Source organism: Streptomyces sp. NPDC057287, from assembly GCF_042667905.1.
Classification (GTDB): domain Bacteria; phylum Actinomycetota; class Actinomycetes; order Streptomycetales; family Streptomycetaceae; genus Streptomyces.
Genome location: NZ_JBHUYV010000002.1, coordinates 565,632 through 585,556, shown reverse-complemented (window position 1 = coordinate 585,556; position 19,925 = coordinate 565,632). Strand labels below are relative to the sequence as shown.

23 protein-coding genes are annotated in these 19,925 nt (G+C 72.2%); 12 read left to right on the top strand and 11 right to left on the bottom strand.

Annotated features, from left to right (window positions below; all coding sequences use genetic code 11):
- The first annotated feature begins 23 nt into the window (after nucleotides 1-23).
- The 5 genes from ACFUNE_RS05935 (at nucleotide 24) to ACFUNE_RS05915 (ending at nucleotide 3,472) form a co-directional block, all read left to right on the top strand.
- Nucleotides 24-458: a hypothetical protein gene (locus tag ACFUNE_RS05935; protein ID WP_383562674.1), complete on the top strand. Its 435-nt coding sequence runs from the start codon at nucleotides 24-26 to the stop codon at nucleotides 456-458.
- Between the two features lie 2 nt (nucleotides 459-460).
- The gene (locus tag ACFUNE_RS05930; RefSeq protein ID WP_383562671.1) at nucleotides 461-1,480 is read left to right on the top strand and encodes a PHP domain-containing protein; all 1,020 of its coding nucleotides are present in this window, start codon (nucleotides 461-463) and stop codon (nucleotides 1,478-1,480) included.
- A 109-nt stretch (nucleotides 1,481-1,589) separates the two neighbouring features.
- The gene (locus ACFUNE_RS05925) at nucleotides 1,590-2,552 is read left to right on the top strand and encodes an iron-containing redox enzyme family protein (RefSeq protein WP_383562668.1); all 963 of its coding nucleotides are present in this window, start codon (nucleotides 1,590-1,592) and stop codon (nucleotides 2,550-2,552) included.
- Nucleotides 2,553-2,604: 52 nt separating this feature from the next.
- Nucleotides 2,605-3,288, top strand: coding sequence for a HemK2/MTQ2 family protein methyltransferase (locus tag ACFUNE_RS05920; protein ID WP_383562665.1), 684 nt, complete (start codon nucleotides 2,605-2,607; stop codon nucleotides 3,286-3,288).
- Nucleotides 3,272-3,472 (top strand): CDGSH iron-sulfur domain-containing protein, encoded by a 201-nt coding sequence (locus tag ACFUNE_RS05915; RefSeq protein WP_383562662.1) that lies wholly within the window; start codon nucleotides 3,272-3,274, stop codon nucleotides 3,470-3,472. The genes ACFUNE_RS05920 and ACFUNE_RS05915 overlap by 17 nt, the downstream gene beginning before the upstream one ends.
- Before the next feature lie 6 nt (nucleotides 3,473-3,478).
- Here ACFUNE_RS05915 and ACFUNE_RS05910 read toward each other — a convergent pair whose 3' ends face one another.
- Complete coding sequence (locus tag ACFUNE_RS05910; protein ID WP_383562659.1) at nucleotides 3,479-4,717, bottom strand: aromatic acid exporter family protein; 1,239 nt, start codon at nucleotides 4,715-4,717, stop codon at nucleotides 3,479-3,481.
- 129 nt (nucleotides 4,718-4,846) lie between these two features.
- Here ACFUNE_RS05910 and ACFUNE_RS05905 point away from each other — a divergent pair, with 129 nt between their 5' ends.
- Together ACFUNE_RS05905 and ACFUNE_RS05900 are read left to right on the top strand one after the other, a co-directional pair.
- On the top strand, nucleotides 4,847-5,029 hold the full coding sequence (locus ACFUNE_RS05905; RefSeq protein ID WP_383562656.1) for a DUF6480 family protein: 183 nt from the start codon (nucleotides 4,847-4,849) through the stop codon (nucleotides 5,027-5,029).
- Nucleotides 5,026-5,640, top strand: a complete 615-nt coding sequence (locus tag ACFUNE_RS05900) for an endonuclease (RefSeq protein WP_383562653.1) — start codon at nucleotides 5,026-5,028, stop codon at nucleotides 5,638-5,640. The genes ACFUNE_RS05905 and ACFUNE_RS05900 overlap by 4 nt, the downstream gene beginning before the upstream one ends.
- Before the next feature lie 6 nt (nucleotides 5,641-5,646).
- Here the strand turns inward: ACFUNE_RS05900 and ACFUNE_RS05895 are convergent, their stop codons facing one another.
- The 8 genes from ACFUNE_RS05895 to ACFUNE_RS05860 all read right to left on the bottom strand — a co-directional run bounded on the left by ACFUNE_RS05895 (nucleotide 5,647) and on the right by ACFUNE_RS05860 (nucleotide 12,823).
- Nucleotides 5,647-6,396: a hypothetical protein gene (locus ACFUNE_RS05895; RefSeq protein WP_383562650.1), complete on the bottom strand. Its 750-nt coding sequence runs from the start codon at nucleotides 6,394-6,396 to the stop codon at nucleotides 5,647-5,649.
- A gap of 161 nt (nucleotides 6,397-6,557) precedes the next feature.
- Entirely contained in the window at nucleotides 6,558-6,752 is a 195-nt protein-coding gene (locus tag ACFUNE_RS05890) for a hypothetical protein (RefSeq protein WP_383562647.1), read from the bottom strand.
- Nucleotides 6,753-6,888: 136 nt separating this feature from the next.
- A complete protein-coding gene (locus tag ACFUNE_RS05885) occupies nucleotides 6,889-7,770 on the bottom strand; it encodes a phosphatidylinositol-specific phospholipase C/glycerophosphodiester phosphodiesterase family protein (protein ID WP_383562644.1) in 882 nt (293 codons plus the stop codon).
- 251 nt (nucleotides 7,771-8,021) lie between these two features.
- Nucleotides 8,022-9,143, bottom strand: a complete 1,122-nt coding sequence (locus ACFUNE_RS05880) for an acyl-CoA dehydrogenase family protein (protein WP_383562641.1) — start codon at nucleotides 9,141-9,143, stop codon at nucleotides 8,022-8,024.
- Complete coding sequence (locus ACFUNE_RS05875; protein ID WP_383562638.1) at nucleotides 9,140-10,330, bottom strand: acyl-CoA dehydrogenase family protein; 1,191 nt, start codon at nucleotides 10,328-10,330, stop codon at nucleotides 9,140-9,142. The genes ACFUNE_RS05880 and ACFUNE_RS05875 overlap by 4 nt, the downstream gene beginning before the upstream one ends.
- Complete coding sequence (locus ACFUNE_RS05870) at nucleotides 10,327-11,295, bottom strand: NADPH:quinone oxidoreductase family protein (protein ID WP_383562635.1); 969 nt, start codon at nucleotides 11,293-11,295, stop codon at nucleotides 10,327-10,329. The genes ACFUNE_RS05875 and ACFUNE_RS05870 overlap by 4 nt, the downstream gene beginning before the upstream one ends.
- 102 nt (nucleotides 11,296-11,397) lie before the next feature.
- Nucleotides 11,398-11,997: a helix-turn-helix domain-containing protein gene (locus ACFUNE_RS05865; protein ID WP_383562632.1), complete on the bottom strand. Its 600-nt coding sequence runs from the start codon at nucleotides 11,995-11,997 to the stop codon at nucleotides 11,398-11,400.
- A gap of 94 nt (nucleotides 11,998-12,091) precedes the next feature.
- Nucleotides 12,092-12,823: a PIG-L deacetylase family protein gene (locus tag ACFUNE_RS05860; RefSeq protein ID WP_383562629.1), complete on the bottom strand. Its 732-nt coding sequence runs from the start codon at nucleotides 12,821-12,823 to the stop codon at nucleotides 12,092-12,094.
- A 213-nt stretch (nucleotides 12,824-13,036) separates the two neighbouring features.
- On the opposite strand from ACFUNE_RS05860, the gene ACFUNE_RS05855 reads away from it, so the two are divergent.
- Nucleotides 13,037-13,609, top strand: a complete 573-nt coding sequence (locus tag ACFUNE_RS05855) for a rhodanese-like domain-containing protein (RefSeq protein WP_383562626.1) — start codon at nucleotides 13,037-13,039, stop codon at nucleotides 13,607-13,609.
- A gap of 46 nt (nucleotides 13,610-13,655) precedes the next feature.
- Here the strand turns inward: ACFUNE_RS05855 and ACFUNE_RS05850 are convergent, their stop codons facing one another.
- Nucleotides 13,656-14,957: an alpha/beta fold hydrolase gene (locus ACFUNE_RS05850; protein ID WP_383562624.1), complete on the bottom strand. Its 1,302-nt coding sequence runs from the start codon at nucleotides 14,955-14,957 to the stop codon at nucleotides 13,656-13,658.
- Between the two features lie 421 nt (nucleotides 14,958-15,378).
- Here ACFUNE_RS05850 and ACFUNE_RS05845 point away from each other — a divergent pair, with 421 nt between their 5' ends.
- Nucleotides 15,379-16,203, top strand: a complete 825-nt coding sequence (locus ACFUNE_RS05845) for an aldo/keto reductase (protein ID WP_383562621.1) — start codon at nucleotides 15,379-15,381, stop codon at nucleotides 16,201-16,203.
- Here the strand turns inward: ACFUNE_RS05845 and ACFUNE_RS05840 are convergent.
- Nucleotides 16,196-16,606: a DUF2087 domain-containing protein gene (locus tag ACFUNE_RS05840; protein WP_383563061.1), complete on the bottom strand. Its 411-nt coding sequence runs from the start codon at nucleotides 16,604-16,606 to the stop codon at nucleotides 16,196-16,198. The genes ACFUNE_RS05845 and ACFUNE_RS05840 overlap by 8 nt on opposite strands.
- 80 nt (nucleotides 16,607-16,686) lie before the next feature.
- Between ACFUNE_RS05840 and ACFUNE_RS05835 the strand changes: the two genes are divergently transcribed.
- From ACFUNE_RS05835 to ACFUNE_RS05825, 3 genes are all read left to right on the top strand, one after another.
- Nucleotides 16,687-17,661 (top strand): acetylxylan esterase, encoded by a 975-nt coding sequence (locus ACFUNE_RS05835; RefSeq protein WP_383562618.1) that lies wholly within the window; start codon nucleotides 16,687-16,689, stop codon nucleotides 17,659-17,661.
- Between the two features lie 108 nt (nucleotides 17,662-17,769).
- Nucleotides 17,770-18,933, top strand: a complete 1,164-nt coding sequence (locus ACFUNE_RS05830; RefSeq protein WP_383563058.1) for a Gfo/Idh/MocA family protein — start codon at nucleotides 17,770-17,772, stop codon at nucleotides 18,931-18,933.
- The gene (locus tag ACFUNE_RS05825) at nucleotides 18,930-19,859 is read left to right on the top strand and encodes a PmoA family protein (protein ID WP_383562615.1); all 930 of its coding nucleotides are present in this window, start codon (nucleotides 18,930-18,932) and stop codon (nucleotides 19,857-19,859) included. Before ACFUNE_RS05830 ends, ACFUNE_RS05825 begins: the two co-directional genes overlap by 4 nt.
- Nucleotides 19,860-19,925: the final 66 nt, after the last annotated feature.

Sequence of the window (19,925 nt, the reverse complement as noted above, 5' to 3'; positions counted from 1 at the left end):
GGGACGCGTGCACAGTCGTAGACATGAACGAGAGCGGTGGACCCGATGAGGAACACGTACGGCCGTCCGGGGCCGGCGACACGACGGTCGAGGCGCTCGGAGCGCTGACGGAGGCGCTGGAGAAGGTCGAGCGTGCCCGGGGGCAGCTCTACGGGTTCCATCAGCTCACGGGCGGTGCGGACCTCACTCTGGACCGCGCGGTCGAACTGCTCCGGATGGGTGGACACGCGGAGCTGGCCGACCTCGTGGAGCGGGAGATCGTGGGTCGCAACGTCGTCCCGGGCCGATGGACCTTCCAGCTCGTGGAGGCGTACGACGACACGTACTACCGGCCGTTCGTCGAGGTCGAGGAACGGGTCCGCCGGGAGCTCGTAGGAGGGCGGCGCCACATCTACGAGGCGGAGATGAAGGAAGCGCGCCGGACGCACGGACACCCTCAGCACACCGCTCGGCCCTGACGATGGATCCGGCAGAGGCACTGCGGCGGATCGCGTTCCTCCTGGAGCGGTCCCGGGCGGAAACGTACCGGGTGAAGGCCTTCCGTACGGCGGCGGCCGCGATCGACTCCATGGACGGCCAGGAGGTGGCCGAGCGGGTGGCGCACGGCTCGCTGGAGACGGTGCGCGGCATCGGGCCCAAGACGGCCAAGGTGATCCGTGAGGCAGTGGGAGGCGCGGCGCCCAGCTATCTCGCGTCGCTGGAGGAGGAGGCGACTGCGCCTTTGGCTACGGGTGGTGAGGCTCTCCTCGCCGCCCTCCGGGGCGACTGCCACCTGCACTCGGACTGGTCCGACGGCGGCAGCCCGATCGCCGCGATGGGCCGGACGGCGATCGAGCTGGGCCACGAGTGGGCGGTGCTCACGGACCACTCCCCCAGGCTGACCGTGGCCAACGGGCTCTCGACGGAGCGTCTGCTCGAACAGCTGGCCGTCATCGCGGAGCTCAACGCCCGGTGGGCGCCCTTTCGCCTGCTCACCGGAATCGAGTGCGACATCCTGGCCGACGGCTCGCTCGACCAGGACCCCGAGGTGCTGGAGCGGCTCGACGTGGTGGTCGTCTCGGTCCACTCGAAGCTGCGCATGGACAGGTCCGCGATGACGGAGCGGATGCTCACGGCCGTACGCAGCCCGCACGCTGACGTCCTGGGGCACTGCACGGGGCGGCTCCTCGGCGGAAGGACGCGGCCCCAGTCCGAGTTCGATGCCGAACGGGTCTTCGCCGCGTGTGCCGAGGCGGGTACGGCCGTGGAGATCAACTGCCGCCCGGAGCGGCTCGATCCACCGCGCGCGCTCCTCCGGCAGGCGGTCGCCTCGGGGGCGCTGCTCTCGATCGACACGGACGCGCACGCGCCGGGTCAGCTGGACTGGCAGGCCTACGGCTGCGCGCGGGCGGAGGAGTGCGGAGTGCCCGTGGAGCGCGTCGTCACCGCCTGGACCGTGGAGCGCCTCCTGGACTGGACGACGGCGAAGGCACGCAGGTAGGCCGCTTCCCGGCTGCGCCGGGCATGACGGGCCGGTCGCGGCGGTCCGGCGTACAGTCGATCACGGTTGTCCATGTGACTCCGGGGCATGCCGGGGCAGGAGGAAAGCCATGTCAGCTCACCGCACAGGCCCTTCTCTTCCGCGAGCGCGCGGAGTGCTCTCAGCAGGCGTGACCGGCTATCTGCGGGACGACGGCGCACTGCCGGATCCGGCGACCGCCCGGACCGCCGAACCCTACGGCGATGATCTGCAGCTGGCCCTCTACGTGTGCTACGAGCTGCACTACCGGGGCTTCGCCGGGGTGCGCCCCGAGCTGGAGTGGGACCCCCCACTGCTCGCGGTGCGCGCCGCGATGGAAGACCGCTTCCTGGCCGCTCTGCGGCACGACGCCCCGGTGACCGCCGACCTCGACGACATCCTGGACGGTCTCCTGCTGGAACCCGTGCACGGCAGCGGCGTTTCCTGGTTCCTCCAGGACCAGGGCGAGTTGCGCCATCTGCGTGCCTATGCGACGCAGCGCTCGCTGTACCACCTCAAGGAGGCCGACCCGCATGCCTGGGTGCTCCCCCGCCTCTCCGGCCGCGCCAAGGCGGGCATGGCGGCGATCGAGTACGACGAGTTCGGTGCCGGGCGCGCGGACCGGGTGCACGCCCGGCTCTTCGCCGGCCTCATGGGCGATCTGGGCCTCGACACCGCGTACGGACGCTACCTGGACGAGGGGTGCGCACCCATGCTGGCCCTGGTGAACCTCATGTCGATGTTCGGCCTGCACCGCAGGCTGCGCGGAGCACTGGTGGGCCATTTCGCGGCTGTCGAGATCACCTCCTCCCCCGCGTCACGCCGTCTCGCCCACGCGATGAAGCGCACCGGAGCGGGCCCCGCCGCGGAGTTCTTCTACACCGAGCACGTCGAAGCGGACGCGGTCCATGAACAGGTGGTGCGCCGCGACGTGATCGGCGGTCTGCTCGACGACGAACCCGACCTGGCGGCCGACATCGCGTTCGGCGTCGCCGCCACCTCGTACCTCGAGGACCGGCTCGGAGACCGGCTGCTGGCGGACTGGCGGAGCTGAACCCCACCCTCCTGATCCGCACCCGCCGACGCCGTATCGAAGGGATCCGCAGATGACCGCAGACCTGGCACAGGACACCCGCCCCACCCGGCTGATGACCCTTCCCGGGGTGTACGCGCCCCAGCACGACACCCGCCTGCTCATGGCCGCGCTGAACCAGGAGGAGATCGGTCCCGGAACCGAGGTCCTGGACGTCGGCACGGGCAGCGGCGCTCTCGCTCTGCACGCTGCCCGCGTGGGTGCGCGGGTGACTGCCGTGGACATCGCCCGGCGGGCCGTCCTGACCGCCCGGCTGAACGCGTTGCTGCACCGTCGGCGTATCACCGTCCGGCGCAGCGACCTCTTCTCGGCCCTGCCGGGCCGGGCCTACGACCTGGTCATCTGCAACCCGCCCTACGTGCCGTCCCCTGTGGGCGGACTTCCCGGGCACGGTGCGGCACGGGCCTGGGAGGCCGGCGGTGACGGCCGGGCGATCCTCGACCGGGTCTGTGAGACCGTTCCGGCCGCGCTGCGCCCCGGGGGCCGGCTCCTCCTCGTGCACTCCGGCATGTGCGACAGCGAGGTGACCCTGCGCCGGCTCTCCGACGCGGGGCTGCGGGCCCGTGTGAGTGACCGCGCCCTGGTCCCCCTGGGGCCCGTGCTGCGCTCGAGACTGCGCTGGCTCCGGGAGACGGGGCTGGTGGGCCACGGGGAGACCTCGGAGGAACTGGTGGTCATCCGTGCCGAACAGGCCTGAACACCCCTGCCGGATCACTCTCGGCGACGAGGGGCCGCTGCTCGTCGAGGGACCGGTGGAAGTCACCTGTCCGGACGGCAGTGTGGCCGTCTCCGACCGGTTCGTCGTGGCCGTCTGCATGTGCCGGCGCAGCCGGATGTACCCGTGGTGCGACACGAGCCACCGACGCCGTTCACGGGACTGACCTCGCTCACTCGCCGAGCCGCAGTCGTGCCACCCTCACGCCGCGGAGTCTGCGGGACATGGCCCGCAGCCGGGGGTGGCGCTCGTGGGCCTCGGCGGAGCGGCGGTCCAGCTCCTCGGCCAGACGCTCCGTGCGCTTGTCGATGTCCAGTTCGTCGAGGATCCGGTCGATCTCCGCGAGCAGCGCGCCGTGCAGCTGCCACTGCCTCGGGTGTTCCTGAACGTCCTCGAGCAGGAGATCCGCGACGCGGTCGCGCGTCGTGCGGCTGCGGGCGAGCGCGTCGGCCAGGGTCTCCTCGGCCTCCTCGCCGCTCTCGGCCATCGGCGTGGTGATCATGACCGCGAATCCCTCGATGGCATCGGACATGTGCCCGAACAGTTCCCTCAGGTCCCTGGCCACGTCTTCCGGGAAGAGCGCCTCGTCGGTGCGTGCCTTGGCGAGGTCGGTCAGTGTGCGGGTCAGGACACGCAGCACCACCGCGCAGATCTCCAGCGTGTCGAGGCCGGTCCGCAGGACGACACGGGAGAGCAGCCCCTGCTTGACGCGGGGGTTGAGCATCAGGCTCTCCTCGGCCTGCCGGAGGGATGCGTCGACCTCCACGATGTCGTGGTCCAGGCGGCGTGCCTCGTGCAGACGCGCGGCGGCTTCCCTCACCGGGTGGTTGCCGCCGACCTCCTCCCCCAGGGCCCGGAACATCGTCCCCATCCTCTGGCCCAGTCCGCCGATGGAGACGCCCGCCGACTCGACCCAGACGGGCGGTGCCAGCAGGAGGTTGAAGAGCAGCCCGACACCGGCGCCGATCAGCGTCTCCAGCACACGCAACCAGGCACTGGCGGCCACCTGCGAGACACCCAGGACGAGCATCGCGCTGATGGCCACCTCGGGCACGAACTCGTTGACCCGGACCACACGTCCGATCAGCAGCGAGGTGAAGATCGTAAGCCCGAGACTCCACCAGCTCAGGCCCACCAGGGCGCTGAATCCACCGGAGATCAGCACCCCGACGACGACGGCGTTCACCCGTCGGATCCCGGTGGTGAGCGTGGCGTAGAGCGTCACCTGGACCACGAGCAGGGCGGTGAGGGGCGCGGTCAGCGGTGAGGGGTGCGGATCGGGCAGGACCCACTGGGCCACCACGAAGGCGATGACGGCCGCCGCCGTCGAACGGAGCGTCTGGACAGCGGCAGGCTCGGTGGTGCGCTGGACGAGTTTGATGACGGGCTCGGGCGTGGAAACTGCAGGCATTCCTAGACGGTGCCCCGAACCGGGACACCCCAGCGCTTCGGGGCCCGGTCGGACTCCGTACGGACGTACGCGCGTGCGCCACCGGACAGCGGCCTCGCGGACGCGGCCACTCGGGGGGATGGTTGACGTATGGCTATCTCACTCACGCCCCCCGGGGAGACGCCTCCCGCCGAGGGCTGCATAAGCGAAGCACACGTCGAACGCGCCGACGGGGGGATCTGGGAGCACCCCTTCTTCTGGGCAGCCCTGGTGCTGCTGGGCTCGGCCGTCGTCGCCGGGTACTTCATCGCCCGCATCTTCGGGTTCACGTGAGCTCGCGAAGGACCCTGGACGACCTACTGGAGCGGCACGGCACCACGTACGCGGACGAGGCGGGGATCCGGCTGCGGGACACCCCTCAGCCGTTGTACCAGCTGCTCGTCCTGAGCCACCTGCTCAGCGCCCGGATCCGGGCGGAGATCGCGGTGGCCTCGGCACGGGCGCTCTTCTCGCACCGGCTGCGGACGCCACGCCGCATGGCCGACGCCACGTGGCAGGAGCGAGTCGACGCGCTGGGCGAGGGCGGCTACCGACGGTACGACGAGCGGACGTCCACCCAGCTCGGGGAAGGGGCTCTTCTCCTGCTCGACTCGTACGGAGGGGACCTGCGCCGCCTGCGCCGGGAGGCCGACGGCGACGCGGACACCCTGCGGGCGGGTCTGCGCCGCTTCCCCGGGATAGGGCCGGCGGGCGCCGACATCTTCCTGCGCGAGGTGCAGACGGTGTGGCCGGAGACGGCCCCCCACCTCGATGCCAAGGCTCTTCAGGGCGCGGAACGGCTGGGGCTGCCGACGGATCCGGACAAGCTCGTCCGGCTGGCGGAGGGCGAGGATCCGGCTGTCCTCGCCGCCGCACTGGTGCGGAGCGCGCTCGACAAGGGCTGAGCCCGCTCAGCCCGTCGGCCCCCTCTTGCCGGGCTTGGTCGAGCGCCCTTCCACGAGCGCTCGCCGGATATGGGCCGCGGCAGCTCGCGCGTGGTCCGTGGTCGCCGTCCGGTCCGCCACCGATGTGACGAAGCGGTGGGTGGGACGAAGGCACTGGCCGCACGGCGTGTCGGTGGTGATCAGATAGCCGTCCTCGCACTGGGGGTTGGCGCAGTGGCCGGGGCCCACGAGCGCCTCGGCCACCTCCTGCGGTGCCCAGCGGCGCCGGCCGTCCTCGTCCTTCTCGTACAGGGCGTGGGACCAGCGGACGTTCCACCGGCGCTCGAGCCGCTCCAGGAGCTGGTCGGGAGTGCGCCGGCCGAGCTCCTGGTGGATGAGGTCGTGCACGGTGCGCGGGTGGCGGTGGCCCAGCGCCTGCACCAGCGGTTGCGGAAGGGCCTGGAGGATGTAGCCGACCGGGTCGCCGCCCGCTCTCCGGCGCCACTCGCGGCAGGCACAGGGGCCCTCGGGCGGAAGCCTCCGCTGGCAGCGGCCGCACCGGCCCCGGCACTCCGAACAGAGTCCGTCGTCGAGCCCGTCCAGGTGGGGTGCGGGGGCACGGCCGCAGTCGCGGCAGCAGGCCGCGCAGGGACCGCAGAGGCGCTCGTCACCGTACTTCGTCGTCCACTGCCGCTGCTGGCAGCGGCAGCACAGGGCGTTGTTGCAGTACTCGTGGTGGGCGGCGCCCGACTGCCGTCCGGGGGGCGGGAATGACATTGCTGCGTTCTCCAGGTGCGTGGCGAGGAGCGGTCAGGTCCAAGCCATGTCGACGAAGCGCGCGCAGGGGCCCTCGGACGACGGTATCGCCCCGGCCGGGTCCCGCACGGCGCTGTGCCATGTTCGGTCGACATTCTCCCGCACCCGGACGGTGCGTGGTGTCAGGGCCGCAGGCCGCTGACGACGTCCGCGGTGGCGGTGATCCCTTCGTGGATGGTAGGGGCCATGCTGGTGCCCGCCAGAAGGAATCCCAGCATGGCGCAGACGATCGCGTGCGAGATCTTGAGCCCCCCGTTGCGCAGGAAGATCGCTGCGAGAACCAGCAGGAGCAGCACCACTGAGATCGAAACGGCCATGGCCAACCTCCTCCGCCGCGCCGGAATTGCGGCATTCGGCCGCCAGTGTGGCGCAGCGGGGAGGCCGTTCGGCACACCGGCGTGTCCGCCGAACGGGTGTTGACGCACGGTGACCGGATGCGCTGCCCGACGTGGGTCAGCTGTTCCGGCGGCTGTCCGGCGCACGGCGGCGGAGGAACGTTTCGAGTCCCGCGAGATCATCGGTGTTGAGGTGGTCGACGTCCGCGGCGACCAGCTCGGTCCATACGGCGTCCCGCTCCGGACCCGCGAGGTCGGGCGTACCCCAGAATCGGACCCGTTGCCCGCTCGCGTGGGCCGCCGCGACGAGCGTGCGCAGCCTGTCGCGCTCGGCGGTGGGGAAGGGGCCGGTCCCCCGCCAGCCGAAGCTCGTGGCCCAGTTGCCGCTGATGAGGGGGATGAAGGAGGCGGGAGCAGCGGTTCCGAGGTCCTCGGGCCTGCCGTCGTAGAAGGCGTACCGGGTGTTCTGCGCCTCCATCGGGGCCCGGGCGGCGCGGTCGCCCGAGACGACCGGGGTGACCGCGCCGGAACGGACCCGCCCGTGGACGGAGCGGCTGAGGATGTGGTGGTAGCGGCGGAGCACCCGGTCGAGCGCGCGGTAGGTGGCGGCACCGTCGGTCTTGATGTCGATCAGCAGTTGCAGGGGCTCGGGGTACCCGGCGTGAACGGTGCCGTGGTGAGCGCGGACCCGGGCCAGCAGGGGGTCGAGGTAGAGCGAGACGAGGGTGCGTGAGGGGTCGAGGCTCTCGGCCTCGTGGGCGACCAGCAGTTCTCCGTCGACGAGGAAGACGTCCGCCTCGACGCTGGTGAATCCGTGCGCGAGCGCGTCGTGGAGGGGTCGCGGGTGCAGGTAGTCGTTGTGCGCGTGGGCGCGGGCCAGAGGGCGTGGGCCGCTGGGGCGGGCGGGCGCGGCGGCGGCTGTCCGGGCGGGGACGAGGACGCCTGCGGCGGCGGTGGCGAGAGCGGTGGTGACGACTCCGCGACGGGTCAGGTGTGCCATGCGGTCTCCCTGAAGCGGTCGGGTTGGCAGAGCGGGCGTGGGGACGCGACGAGTATGGGGGCGCGGATGCACCGAAAGGCAGGTACCTGCCAAGAGTTGAACCTGTCGTCGTCCGCGCGTCGGCTGTGCCCCGCCTGCTGTTCCCCTGCCCCCGCCTCCGGCCTGTCCCGCCCCTGCCCGTCCTGTCCAGCGCCGGACAGGACGGAGGCGGGGGTACTCGCGATCGCGTGTACCCCCGCCTCCGTCCCGCCTCACGGAGCGGGAAGCTCCACCAGCCCGGCGACGGACTCGCGATGACTCCCCGCGGTTCCGTACGCGATCGAGTCGGCCTTGGCCCGCTTCAGATACAGGTGAGCGGGGTGCTCCCAGGTCATTCCGATCCCACCGTGCAGCTGGACGCACTCCTCCGCCGCGTGCACCGCGACCCCGGAGCAGTAGGCCTGCGCCACCGCCACCGCGAGCGGGGCGTCCGGGCTGCCGGTCGCCAGCGCGTCGGCGGCGTTGCGGGCGGCGGCGCGCGCGGAGACGACCTCCAGCCAGAGCTGTGCCATCCGGTGCTTGAGCGACTGGAAGGAGCCCACCGGCCGGTTGAACTGGTGGCGTTCACGGGTGTGGCGGACGGTCTCGGTCAGGCACCACTCGGCGAGTCCGAGCTGCTCCGACGCGAGCAGTCCGGCGCCGGCCAGCAGTCCCCTGCCGACGGCCTCGGCCGCGGGACCCGCCTCGGCGAGCCGGGTCCCGGTGGCCCCGGCCAGGGTGACCTTCGCGAGCGGACGGGTCAGGTCGAGCGCGACGAGCGGCTCGACGGTGACACCGTCCCCGCCTGCCTCGACCGCGTACAGGCCCTCGGCGGTGGGGACCAGCAGGACGTCGGCGGCCGCCGCCTCCGCGACCCCGGCCACGGTCCGCTCCAGGGTGCCGGTCATCGCCCCCGCGCCGTCGGCGGGGGACGTGGCGAACGGCAGGGCGAGAACGGCGATCCTGCGGCCCGCCGCCAGTTCGCCGAGGAGTTCGGCCGCCGGCCCGTCCTGGGCGCCCAGCGCGAGAAGGATCTCGGTCGCGACCACGGCACTCGTCAGGTACGGGGCCGGGGCGACGCTGCGGCCCAGCTCCTCCAGGACCACCGCGGCTTCGCGGTGGGTGGCTCCCTGTCCGCCGAGCTTCTCGGGCACCAGCAGCCCGGCTGCCCCGATACCCGCGGCGAGCGATTCCCACAGCCGCAGGTCGTACGGCGTGTCGGACTCGATCCCGGCGATCACGGTCGGCGCGTCGGCCCGGTCGGCGAGCAGCGAACGCACGGCGGACCGCAGGTCCTCCTCGGTCTCCGAGTAGAGCAGGTCGGGCGCCTGGGCGGCTTCGGTCTGTGCGGTCATCGGGCAAGATCCTTCCAGGCGACGTCCTTGTCGTTACGCGGCTCGACGGGCAGTCCGAGGACACGCTCGGCGACGATGTTGAGCAGGACCTCGCTCGTACCGCCCTCGATGGAGTTGCCCTTGGACCGCAGATAGCGGTAACCCGCGTCGCGTCCCGTGAAGTCGACGAGCTCCGGGCGGCGCATGGTCCAGTCGCCGTACAGCAGGCCTTCGTCACCGAGGAGTTCGACTTCGAGCCCGCTGATCTCCTGGTTGAGGCGGGCGAACGCGAGCTTCATCCCCGAGCCCTCGGGGCCGGGCTGTCCGGCGACGAGCTGCTGGCGGAGCCGCTCACCGGTGAGCCGGGCGACCTCGGCCTCGACCCACAGCGTGAGCAGCCGCTGGTGGAGGTCGTGGGTGCGCAGCTCGGGCTGTTCGCGCCAGGTCTTCGCGACGGTGCCGATCATGCCTCCCTCACGGGGGATCCGGGCCCCGCCGATGGAGACGCGCTCGTTCATCAGGGTGGTCTGGGCGACCTTCCAGCCGTCGCCGACGGGGCCGAGCCGCCTGCTGTCCGGGATGCGTACTCCGGTGAGGAAGACCTCGTTGAACTCGGCCTCGCCGGTGATCTGGCGCAGCGGCCGTACCTCGACGCCGGGATCGGTCATGTCGCAGATGAAGTAGCTGATGCCGCGGTGCTTGGGGACGTCCGGGTCGGTGCGGGCGATCAGGATCGCCCAGCGGGCCACATGGGCGCTGGACGTCCAGACCTTCTGCCCGTCGACCACCCAGTCGTCGCCGTCCTCGACCGCGCGCGTACCCAGCGCGGCGAGGTCGGACCCGGCGCCGGGCTCGCTGAAGAGCTGGCACCAGACCTCCTCGCCGATCCACAGCGGCCGCAGGAAGCGCTGCTTCTGCTCGTCGGTCCCGTAGCCGAGGATCGTCGGGGCGGCCATGCCGAGGCCGATGCCGATGCGGCGGGGATCGTTGTCCGGGGCGTCGGCGGCGGCGAGTTCGGCGTCGACGACGGGCTGCAGTGAGCGCGGCGCGTCGAGTCCCCCCAGCCCGACGGGGTAGTGCACCCAGGCCAGGCCGGCGTCGAAGCGTGCCGCGAGGAAGTCCGCGCGTCCGGTGGTCGCCGGCGGGTGGGCCGCCAGCAGTTCCTGGGTGAGACCGCGGATCTGTGCCGCGTCGATCGGGGTGCTCATCGGGTGCCTCCTGACGGCAGGACGACGATGCGGCCGGTGCTGGTCCCGTCGGCGACCCGCTGGACGGCCCGAGCCGCGTCGGCCATGGGTACGCGCTCGCTGATCAGCGGCTTGATGACGCCCTGCGCGGCGAGCTCGGTGAGCTCGTCGTGGCAGGCGCGGACGGCGGCGGGGTCCTTGGTGTTGTAGAGACCCCAGTGGAGTCCGGCGATCGAGTAGTTCTTCACCAGGGCGTGGTTGAGGCCGGGTGCGGGGATGGTGCCGCTCGCGAAGCCCACCACGACGACACGGCCCTCGAAGGCGATGCACTTGACCGACTTGGCGTAGGCGTCACCACCGACGGGGTCGTAGACGACGTCGGCGCCGCGTCCGCCCGTGGCCTCCTTCACCGCCGCGACGATGTCCTCGCTCCGGCGGTCGATGACCAGGTCGCAGCCCAGTTCACGGGCGATCGCGGCCTTCTCCGGTCCGCCGACGACCCCGATGACGGTCGCACCGGCGGCCTTGCCGAGCTGGACCGCCGCGCTGCCGACGCCACCCGCGGCCGCGTGCACCAGCAGCGTCTCGCCGGCCTGCAGGTGTGCGCGCCGGTGCAGGCCGAACCAGCCGGTCTGGTAGCCGATGTGCAGCGCGGCGGCCTCCGCGTCGTCCAGGGCGTCGGGGGCCGGGAGCAGGGCCGCCTCGTCCGCGACGACGTACTCGGCGAATCCGCCCCGCGGAAGTGCGGGGGTGGCGAGCACCCGGCGGCCGTCCTCCGTCTCGCCGCAGATCTCCACACCGGGGGTGAACGGCAGCGGGGGCCTCACCTGGTACTGGCCGCGGCAGAGCAGCGCGTCGGGGAAGTTGATGTTCGCCGCGCGCACCTTGAGCAGCACCTGCCCGTCCCCGGGCGTCGGCCGGTCCGTCTCCTCGAGCTCCATCACCTCGCTCGGCTCGCCGTTCCGGTGCACTCGCCATGCCTGCATGAGGGGCCTCCACAACACTGTCGGCATTACCACTGCTCCGGCGCATACTAAGCGGTCGCTTGCCGGTCTGGGAACACCTCTCGCCTGTCGGTCCGGGACCGGTCACGACCGCTTCGGTCTGGCCCTCACATGCATGCGCTCGCCCTGCGGCCCGAACAGGCTGAGGAACTCGACCGGCTCGTCGCCCGCCGGCCCGAACCAGTGCGGCAGCCTGGTGTCGAACTCGGCGGCCTCACCGGGGGCCAGGACCAGGTCGTGCTCGGCGAGCTTGAGGCGCAGCCGGCCGTTGAGGACGTACAGCCACTCGTACCCCTCATGGGTGCGCTGCTCGGGCACCTCCGTGCAAGGGGCCTCCTGGATGACCTTGTACGCCTGGAGGCCGCCCGGCCGGGCGGTGAGGGGCAGGGAGGTCTTCGTTCCGTGGACGATCGGCTTCGCCTTGACCCGGGGATCGCCGACCGGTGGCGCGCCGACGAGATCGTCGAGCGGCACCTCGTGCGCCCGGGCGATCGGAAGCAGCAGCTCCAGGCTGGGGCGCCGCCCGCCCGATTCGAGGCGGGAGAGGGTGGAGACGGAGATACCGGTGGCCTCGGACAGTGCGGCGAGCGTCACGCCCCTGTCCTTGCGCAGTCGGCGCAGCCGCGGGCCGACCCCGGTGAGTACGGCGTCGAGCTCGGGGTCGTCCTGGTTCTGTTCCTTCATGCCACCCATTGCAGAATCGGCAATGCCGTTTGTCAATCAGCTGCTCCGGCGCGACGGACGGCCGGACCGGCGAAGGCTCCGCACCGGGAACGGCTCAGCGGGGGAACACCTCGAACGTGACCGCCGGGCGGCCCCCGAAGCGCTCGGCCGCCGCCCCGGTGGCACCCGAGAGGAACGTGCGGCAGTAGGCCTCCGGGTCCTCGTCCGTCAGCACCTCGATGTACGTGCGGTGGGCCAGCAGCGACTGGACGGACCGTTCGAATCCCGGTGTCGCGTCGACCGCGTGGGTCGGCCGGTCCGTCCCCGCGACGGCGACCCAGCGCACCCCGTCCCACGGCTCGAGGCCCTGCTCGCCGAGCTCGGGGAAGATCCAGCGGTTCCCCGCGTCCCCCGCGGCGTCCAGGGTGGCCCGGCCGACAGCACGGTGGTCGGGGGTGTTCCAGGCGACGCCGCCCCAGGTGTCACGTTGATTGAGGGTGATGATCAGCTCGGGCCTGTACCGCCGGACGGCGGCGGCGATGTCCCGGCGCAGAGCCGTGCCGTACTCGATGACACCGTCGCGGTGGTCGAGGAACTCCACGGCCGCGACGCCCACGGCCGCGGCGCTCGCCCGCTGCTCCCGCTCACGCAGCGGGGCGCACTCGCCGGGGGCGATCGTGTCGATCCCGGCCTCGCCGCGGCTCGCAAGGAGGTAGGTGACCTCGCGCCCCTCGTCCGTCCAGCCTGCCACGGCGGCGGCGCAGCCGTACTCGAGGTCGTCGGGATGGGCGACCACCGCCAGCGCCCGGTTCCAGTCCGTCGGCATGGGTTCCAGCTGCTGTGTCATGCCCGGCACGCTATCCGGCGAACAGTGACGGACACGCGCATTGCGGGAGCGGTTCGGGGCAGGGGCCAAGGAGTTGCTCCAGCCGGACGCGCGGTGCGACCGTTCGCGCCGAGCCGGAGCAAAATACCCCCAGGGGTAATATTCACCGTCCGGGCGACGGGGTGAATAGGACCTTGGACCGCCCCCGCTCCGGCGAACGAAAGGAACCCGCTCGTGATCAGCCCCGCTTCCCTCTCCCCCTCCGAGGCCGCGGCTCGCCTGGAGGAGTTCACCGTCATCGACGTGCGGGCCCCCGGTGAGTACGCGTCCGGCCACGTGCCCGGCGCCCTGAACATTCCGCTGGACCGGCTCACCGAGGCGGTGCCCGCCCTGAAGTCGGCCTCCGCCCGGGGCTCCCTGCTGGTGGTGTGCGCTTCCGGCGTACGGTCCACCAGGGCCTGCGAGATCCTCGCGGACGCCGACATAGACGCCGCCACCCTGACCGGCGGGACATCCGCCTGGGAGGGCGACGGGCACGGACTGGACCGCCCGGTGGGCGCCCGGGCGACCTGGCCGATGGAGCGCCAGGTGCGCCTCGCCGCCGGTTCCCTGGTGGTGGCCGGCCTGGTGGTGGGCCGGCGCCTGCCGGCGGCGCGGTGGCTGACGGCCGGCATCGGCGCCGGCCTCGTCTACTCCGCGGTGAGCAACACCTGCGGCATGGCCGCCGCCCTCGCGAAGCTCCCGTACAACCGCGCGCCGCGATCCGCGGCGGGCCTGGACGAGACCCTGGACGCCCTCCAGGGCTGACCGCCCAGGACGCGCGGACGCCCCGGCCCGAGCCGGACGGCGGACCCTAGCGGTCGCTCTCGCCCCGCACGAGATCGAGCAGCCGGTCCAGCACGCGGGCACCGCCCGCACGCACACCGTCGTGCTCGTACTCGCTGGTCACCCACGTGCGCAGGCCGCGGATCGCGGACGCGGTCCGCAGCGCGTGGGCGGTGTCCACGTACATGTCGTCGTGGTAGACGGCGGCTGCCACCGGCACCTCGTTGGCCGCGAGGCGCCCGGCGTCGTACAGGGCGGGCCAGTCGGTCCGCGCGGCGAGCAGCTCCGCCGTCCCCCGCAGGGGGCGCAGCGCGGGATCGACATCGAAGTGCCAGGGGTGGATGCTCTCACCGGTGAAGAGCACGGGGCCCTCGCCCGCCAGTGCGGCGGCGGCGTCGAACTGCGGGAACTCGGCCCGGACCCGCTCGGCCGACCAGTCGGTGGGCCGGGCGCCCTGTCCGTAGATCGGCTCGTGCATCAGGGCGTACAGCGGGTGACCGGCGAACGAGGTGGCCGTGCGCATGGCCTCCTGGAAGGCGTCGGACAGCTCGTTCCCGTGCGGCCCGGCCACGAACGCGTTCTCCAGCAGGTAGTGCAGCTGGTGGCTTCCGTTGCCGGTGCCCAGCATGATGCCGAGGGACTGGAACCCCTCGGGCGTCAGCGTGTGCCCGGCGCTGTCCGGGCGGTGCTCGGCCAGGTACGCCGCGATGGCACGGGCCCGGGCGACGTCCTTGGGGTAGCGGGCGTAGTGCGCCGCGACCTTCCGTTCGATGCGCGGGTACGCGGCCCGGTAGACGTCGTCGGCGTGTGCGTCCAGGGAGGGCAGTCCCCCGGTGATCAGGACGGCTTCGAGGCCCTCCGGGGCCTCGGACAGATAGCGGACGGCGCAGAACCCGCCGAAGGACTGCCCCAGGACGGTCCAGGGGGCGCCGCCGGTCAGCCGGGGGCGGATCAGTTCGCAGTCGCGGACGATGCTGTCGGAGCGGAAGTGGGCGAGGTAGTCGGCCTGCTCGCGCGGGCCGCCTCGGAGCGGCAGCGTCTGTCGGTTGGCCGGGGTGGACAGACCTGTGCCGCGCTGGTCGAGGAGCAGCACGCGGAACTCCCGCACCGCCCGGCCCAGCCAGGCCTCCGTGCCTACGAAGCGCCGGGCGCCGAAGCCGGGGCCTCCCTCCAGATAGACCAGCCACGGGAGCCTCTCGGACTCCCTCCCGCTCGCCACGGCCTCACGGCCGAAGATCTCGATCGTCTCGCCGCCCGGATCGTCGTGGTCGAGGGGGACCGTGAACCGCCGGTCGGTGAGGACGATGCCGGGCTGGCGATAACTGTTCAAGAGAACTCCTGTATCCGGTGTTTCCCGGACAGTTCAGCACACCGCCGTGACCCGGTCGGCCCCGGCCCGTACGCGTTCCGCGATCGCGGCTCCCACCGTGCGCCCACGGCCTGCCGGGGCTGCGGGCATCCGCCTTCCGGGACGGACGCGGCACGTCGGGGCGATCGGTCGGCACGGTCCGGTGAGGTAGCCGTCGGCGCCCGCGGACGAGTCGCCCGGAGCAGTGGACCCGTGGCGCGCGGGCGTCCGCGGAGAGAAACCCTCACCCTCCGGTCAAGGGTGAGACAAACCGCTTCGCCGGACACGCGGAGCACCCCCAGCTTCATCGGCGCTTGCCTTTAACCCGCGTGTGCAATTATTGTTTACGCCAGTAATCATCGAACGCGGATCGATTCGGTCCGGCACCACGAGAGGCCCCACCATGCCCACGGTCCCCACCGTCACGCTCAACAACGGCGTCACGATTCCGCAGCTCGGATTCGGCGTCTTCCAGGTCCCCGACGACGAGACCACCGCCGCGGTCACCGCCGCGCTGGAGGCGGGCTACCGCTCCATCGACACCGCCGCCGTCTACGGCAACGAGGCAGGGGTCGGCCGCGCGCTGGCCGAGTCGGGGCTCGCCCGCGAGGAGCTGTTCGTCACGACGAAGCTCTGGAACGCGGACCAGGGGTACGACGCCACCCTCGCCGCCTTCACCGCCAGCCTCGCCGCGCTCGGCCTCGACCACGTCGACCTCTACCTCATCCACTGGCCCACTCCGGCCCGCGACCTCTACACCGACACGTGGCGCGCCCTGGAGAAGCTGCTGGCCGACGGCCGGATCCGGGCCGCCGGTGTCTCCAACTTCCAGCCCGCGCACCTGCGGCGCCTGCGCGAGGAAAGCTCCCTCGTCCCCGCGGTCAACCAGATCGAACTGCACCCCGCGCTCCAGCAGAGCGAACTGCGCGCCGCGCACGCGGAGCACGGCATCGCGACCGAGGCGTGGAGCCCCCTGGCGCAGGGAGCGCTCCTGGACGACCAGCTCCTCGTCTCCCTCGCCGAGCGTCACGGGAAGACGCCGGCCCAGGTGGTACTGCGCTGGCACCTCCAGCTCGGCAACGTCGTGATCCCCAAGTCGGTCACACCGGCGCGCATCCGGCAGAACATCGATGTCTTCGACTTCGAGCTGTCGACCGCCGACATGGACGCGATCGCGGGTCTGGACCGCGGCATGCGCACGGGCCCGGACCCCGACACCCTCAACTGAGCCGGATCGGCGGGCCGCCGGGCCACCGGGGTCGGGCAGGCACGCGGGCCTGCCCGGCGGCCTCCGCGACCACGAACGGGTCGGCCTGATGCCTACCGGCCGAGCCGGTAGCCGATGCCTCCCCGGGGCGCTCCAGGAGGCCCGCGGCCACGAGGTGCCGGCGCAGGGTCGAACAGTCCGCGTGCACAGTGGGCAGGGCTTCGTCGACTTCGCGTTCGGTGTGGACCCGTCGCGCGCGAAGGGCGCTCGCGCAAGATGCTCCAGCAGCTGCGGGCGACGGGCGGGCTTCCGCCGGATCGCGGTGAGGCGCCCGCCCGAGAGGAGCGCGGCGACCTGGTGTGAACGACGAGGTTCCGTATCGGACATGCGGGAGCCGCCCGGCCGCCCACGGGGCTTTGCGCACCTCGAGAGGCCTGTCGACTTCCGGGCCGACCGTCGTACGGTATGACCATTCATTCACTGTGCGACTGAAGGCGGCCCCGCATGGCCCTGTTCGACATGCCCATCGATGAACTGCACGCCCACCGCAGCCGGTCGGTGGAGCCCGAGGACTTCGACGCGTTCTGGTCGGCCACGCTCGACGAGGCCAGAACCCATGACCTGGACGCCCGATTCGAGCGGTGCGCCGATCTCGGGCTCGTCACCGTCGACGTCCACGACGTGACGTTCGCCGGCTTCGGCGGCCACCCCGTCAAGGGCTGGTTCGTCGTACCGGCCGGGGCGACCGAGCCCCTGCCGCTGGTCGTGGAGTTCATCGGATACGGCGGCGGCCGGAGCCTGCCCCACGCACACCTGCTCTGGGCCTCGGCGGGCATGGCCCACTTCGTGATGGACACCCGCGGCCAGGGCAGCGGCTGGGCCCCGGGCGACACCGCCGACCCCGTCGGCTCCGGGCCCTCCCTGGCCGGGTTCATGACCCAGGGCATCGAGGACCCCGCGACGTACTACTACCGGAGGGTGATCACCGACGCGGTGCGCGCCGTGGAGGCGGCCCGCTCGCACCCACTGGCCGACGCGTCCCGCACCGCGGTGTTCGGCGCGAGCCAGGGCGGCGGTCTCGCGCTCGCGGCCGCCGGGCTGATCCCGGACCTGACGGCCGTCGTGGCGGACGTACCGTTCCTGTGCGACTTCCCCCGGGCGACCCGGATCACCGACCGCAAGCCGTACCGCGAGATCGGCGACTACCTCAAGACGCACCGGGGACGGGCCGAGCAGGTCAACCGGACGCTCGCCTACTTCGACGGGGTCCACTTCGCCGCGCGCGGCCGTGCGCCCGCGCTCTTCTCCGTGGCTCTGGAGGACCTCACCTGCCCGCCGTCGACGGTGTTCGCCGCCTACAACGCGTACGCGCACGCCGAGAAGGAGATCGAGGTGTACGACTTCAACGACCATGAGGGTGGCGGCCCGTTCCAGCACGCGCTGCAGCTCGAGCGGCTGCCGCAGATGCTGAAGGCCTGATCCCCGGACATGGCCCGGACCCCTTGACCTGCTTCGCGCGCGGAGCCTAGGTTTCCCGGGGAGAAAGCGCTTGCTATCCAGCAAGTGCCCTCCTCTCCGTTCGAAGGGGTGTTCGTCACGACCAGCAATCCTGCGCGCCGAAAGCCGGTGCGGGTCGCGATCGTCGGCACGGGTGCGATCGCACGCGTCAGCCATCTGCCCGCGCTGACCGCACTCGCCGCCGGGCAGCCCCTGGAGATCGTCGCCGCGGTAGATGTCGACGCGGCCTCGGTCGAGGCGTTCTGCACCGACGCGGGCATCACCCATCCGTACACCGACCTCGACAGGATGCTCACCGAGCAGCGCCCGGACCTGGTCACGCTCGCCACCCCGCCCCGGTTCCACCGCGACCAGACCGTGGCCGCACTGCGCGCCGGGGCGTGGGTGTGGTGCGAGAAGCCTCCCTGCCCGTCCCTGGAGGACTTCGACGCGATCGAGGCGGCCGAGGGTTCCCGGGGTGACGGCCCGTACGCGGCGATCGTGTTCCAGCACCGCTTCGGCTCCGGATCCCGCCACGTCCGGGAACTGCTCGCCGAACAGGCCATGGGCCGGCCGCTGGTGGCCCACTGCCAGACCACCTGGTACCGGGACGCGGCCTACTACTCTGCACCCTGGCGCGGCAGTTGGAGCAGTGAGGGCGGCGGTCCCGCGATGGGACACGGCATCCACCAGATGGACCTGCTGCTCGATCTGCTGGGGCCGTGGGCGGAGATCAGGGCCATGGCGGGGCGCCTGGTGCACGACGTGGAGACGGAGGACGTCTCCACCGCGCTCATCCGCTTCGGGAACGGCGCGATGGCCACCGTGGTGAACAGCGTGCTCAGTCCGGACGAGGTCAGCCGGATCCGGATCGACTGCGAACGTGCCACGGTCGAGCTCACCCATCTGTACGGGCACCGGAACGCCGACTGGCGGATCACGCCGGCCCCGGGGGTCACACCTGAAGAAGCGGACGCCTGGCGGGACTTCGGCCCCGATGTGCCCAGCTCGCACGAGGCGCAGCTGAAGGGCCTGCTGAAGGACCTGCGGGCCGGACGGCGGCCGAGGAGCAGCGGTGCGGACGGCCGCAAGAGCCTCGAGCTGGTGGCCGCGCTCTACAAGGCGGCCTTCACCGGAGGCACCGTGCGGGCGGGCGAGATCGCCCCCGGTGATCCGTACTACGGCGCGCTGCACGGAAACGCTCCCGGCTGGGCCCCCGAGCCGCTGACGAGGGCGACGGAGGTCCCCGCATGACCACGGCCCTGGAACTCGTCCACCACCACGGCGATCACCTCTCAGTGACCACGGCGGAGAGCGGAGTGGAGCTGCTGCGCTACGTGTACCGGGCCGAGGACCCGTGGGAGGCGCCGAAGCCGTACATCCACCCCCTGCGCACACTGTCCGGCCGGGTCGTGACCGGGTACCGCCCCAACGACCACCGCTGGCACAAGGGTCTGCAGATGACCGCCTCGCATCTGTCGGGCGCGAACCTGTGGGGCGGCAACAGCTACGTGCACGGCCAGGGGTATCTCGCCCTGCCGGAGCGCGTCGGCTCCATGGCGCACGCCCGGTTCGACGAGGTGTCGGTGCACGACCACGGCATCCGCTTCGCGGAGCGGCTGACCTGGCACCCGCGCAGCGGCGCGCTCTGGGCCGACGAGACCCGGCGCATCGAGGTCCACGATGTCGACGAGCAGGGCGGCAGCTGGGCACTGACCTGGTCGTCCGCGATCACCAACCGCCGCGCGGAGCCGCTGCGGTTCGGCAGCCCGACGACGCACGGCCGTCCCGGCGCGGGGTACACCGGACTGTTCTGGCGGGGACCGCGCGCGTTCCGTGACGGGCGGATCGTCGCGCCGCACGCGGAGGGGCCGGACCTGATGGGACAGCAGGCCCCCTGGCTCGCGTACGGCGGGGAGCACGACGAGGCGGACGGCCATGCGACGCTGGTCTTCGTGCACGCCCCCGAGAACGACCATGCGGGGGCGAGCGGCGAGCATCCGTCGCACTGGTTCGTGCGCAATTCCTCGTTCGCGGCGGTCGCCCCGTCGTTCGCCTTCCACGACGAGCTGGTGCTCGACCCGGGTGCGACCCTGACGCGGCGCTACCGGGTGGTGGTGGCGGACGGCGCATGGGAGCGGGACCGGATCGCCTCCGTGGTCGGCGGACTCTCCTGGTAGAGGCCCGGCCGAGGGGCCCGGGCCGGGCGGGTGCGCATCTCATGCGGCCCGTCCGGCCCTGTCGCG

Bases quoted from the DNA above. Each gene is read 5' to 3' on its own strand.
- ACFUNE_RS05935 (WP_383562674.1), top strand. From the start codon at position 24: ATGAACGAGAGCGGTGGACCCGATGAGGAACACGTACGGCCGTCCGGG.
- ACFUNE_RS05930 (WP_383562671.1), top strand. From the start codon at position 461: ATGGATCCGGCAGAGGCACTGCGGCGGATCGCGTTCCTCCTGGAGCGG.
- ACFUNE_RS05925 (WP_383562668.1), top strand. From the start codon at position 1,590: ATGTCAGCTCACCGCACAGGCCCTTCTCTTCCGCGAGCGCGCGGAGTG.
- ACFUNE_RS05920 (WP_383562665.1), top strand. From the start codon at position 2,605: ATGACCGCAGACCTGGCACAGGACACCCGCCCCACCCGGCTGATGACC.
- ACFUNE_RS05910 (WP_383562659.1), bottom strand. From the start codon at position 4,717: ATGCCTGCAGTTTCCACGCCCGAGCCCGTCATCAAACTCGTCCAGCGC.
- ACFUNE_RS05905 (WP_383562656.1), top strand. From the start codon at position 4,847: ATGGCTATCTCACTCACGCCCCCCGGGGAGACGCCTCCCGCCGAGGGC.
- ACFUNE_RS05895 (WP_383562650.1), bottom strand. From the start codon at position 6,396: ATGTCATTCCCGCCCCCCGGACGGCAGTCGGGCGCCGCCCACCACGAG.
- ACFUNE_RS05890 (WP_383562647.1), bottom strand. From the start codon at position 6,752: ATGGCCGTTTCGATCTCAGTGGTGCTGCTCCTGCTGGTTCTCGCAGCG.
- ACFUNE_RS05885 (WP_383562644.1), bottom strand. From the start codon at position 7,770: ATGGCACACCTGACCCGTCGCGGAGTCGTCACCACCGCTCTCGCCACC.
- ACFUNE_RS05880 (WP_383562641.1), bottom strand. From the start codon at position 9,143: ATGACCGCACAGACCGAAGCCGCCCAGGCGCCCGACCTGCTCTACTCG.
- ACFUNE_RS05875 (WP_383562638.1), bottom strand. From the start codon at position 10,330: ATGAGCACCCCGATCGACGCGGCACAGATCCGCGGTCTCACCCAGGAA.
- ACFUNE_RS05870 (WP_383562635.1), bottom strand. From the start codon at position 11,295: ATGCAGGCATGGCGAGTGCACCGGAACGGCGAGCCGAGCGAGGTGATG.
- ACFUNE_RS05865 (WP_383562632.1), bottom strand. From the start codon at position 11,997: ATGAAGGAACAGAACCAGGACGACCCCGAGCTCGACGCCGTACTCACC.
- ACFUNE_RS05860 (WP_383562629.1), bottom strand. From the start codon at position 12,823: ATGACACAGCAGCTGGAACCCATGCCGACGGACTGGAACCGGGCGCTG.
- ACFUNE_RS05845 (WP_383562621.1), top strand. From the start codon at position 15,379: ATGCCCACGGTCCCCACCGTCACGCTCAACAACGGCGTCACGATTCCG.
- ACFUNE_RS05835 (WP_383562618.1), top strand. From the start codon at position 16,687: ATGGCCCTGTTCGACATGCCCATCGATGAACTGCACGCCCACCGCAGC.
- ACFUNE_RS05825 (WP_383562615.1), top strand. From the start codon at position 18,930: ATGACCACGGCCCTGGAACTCGTCCACCACCACGGCGATCACCTCTCA.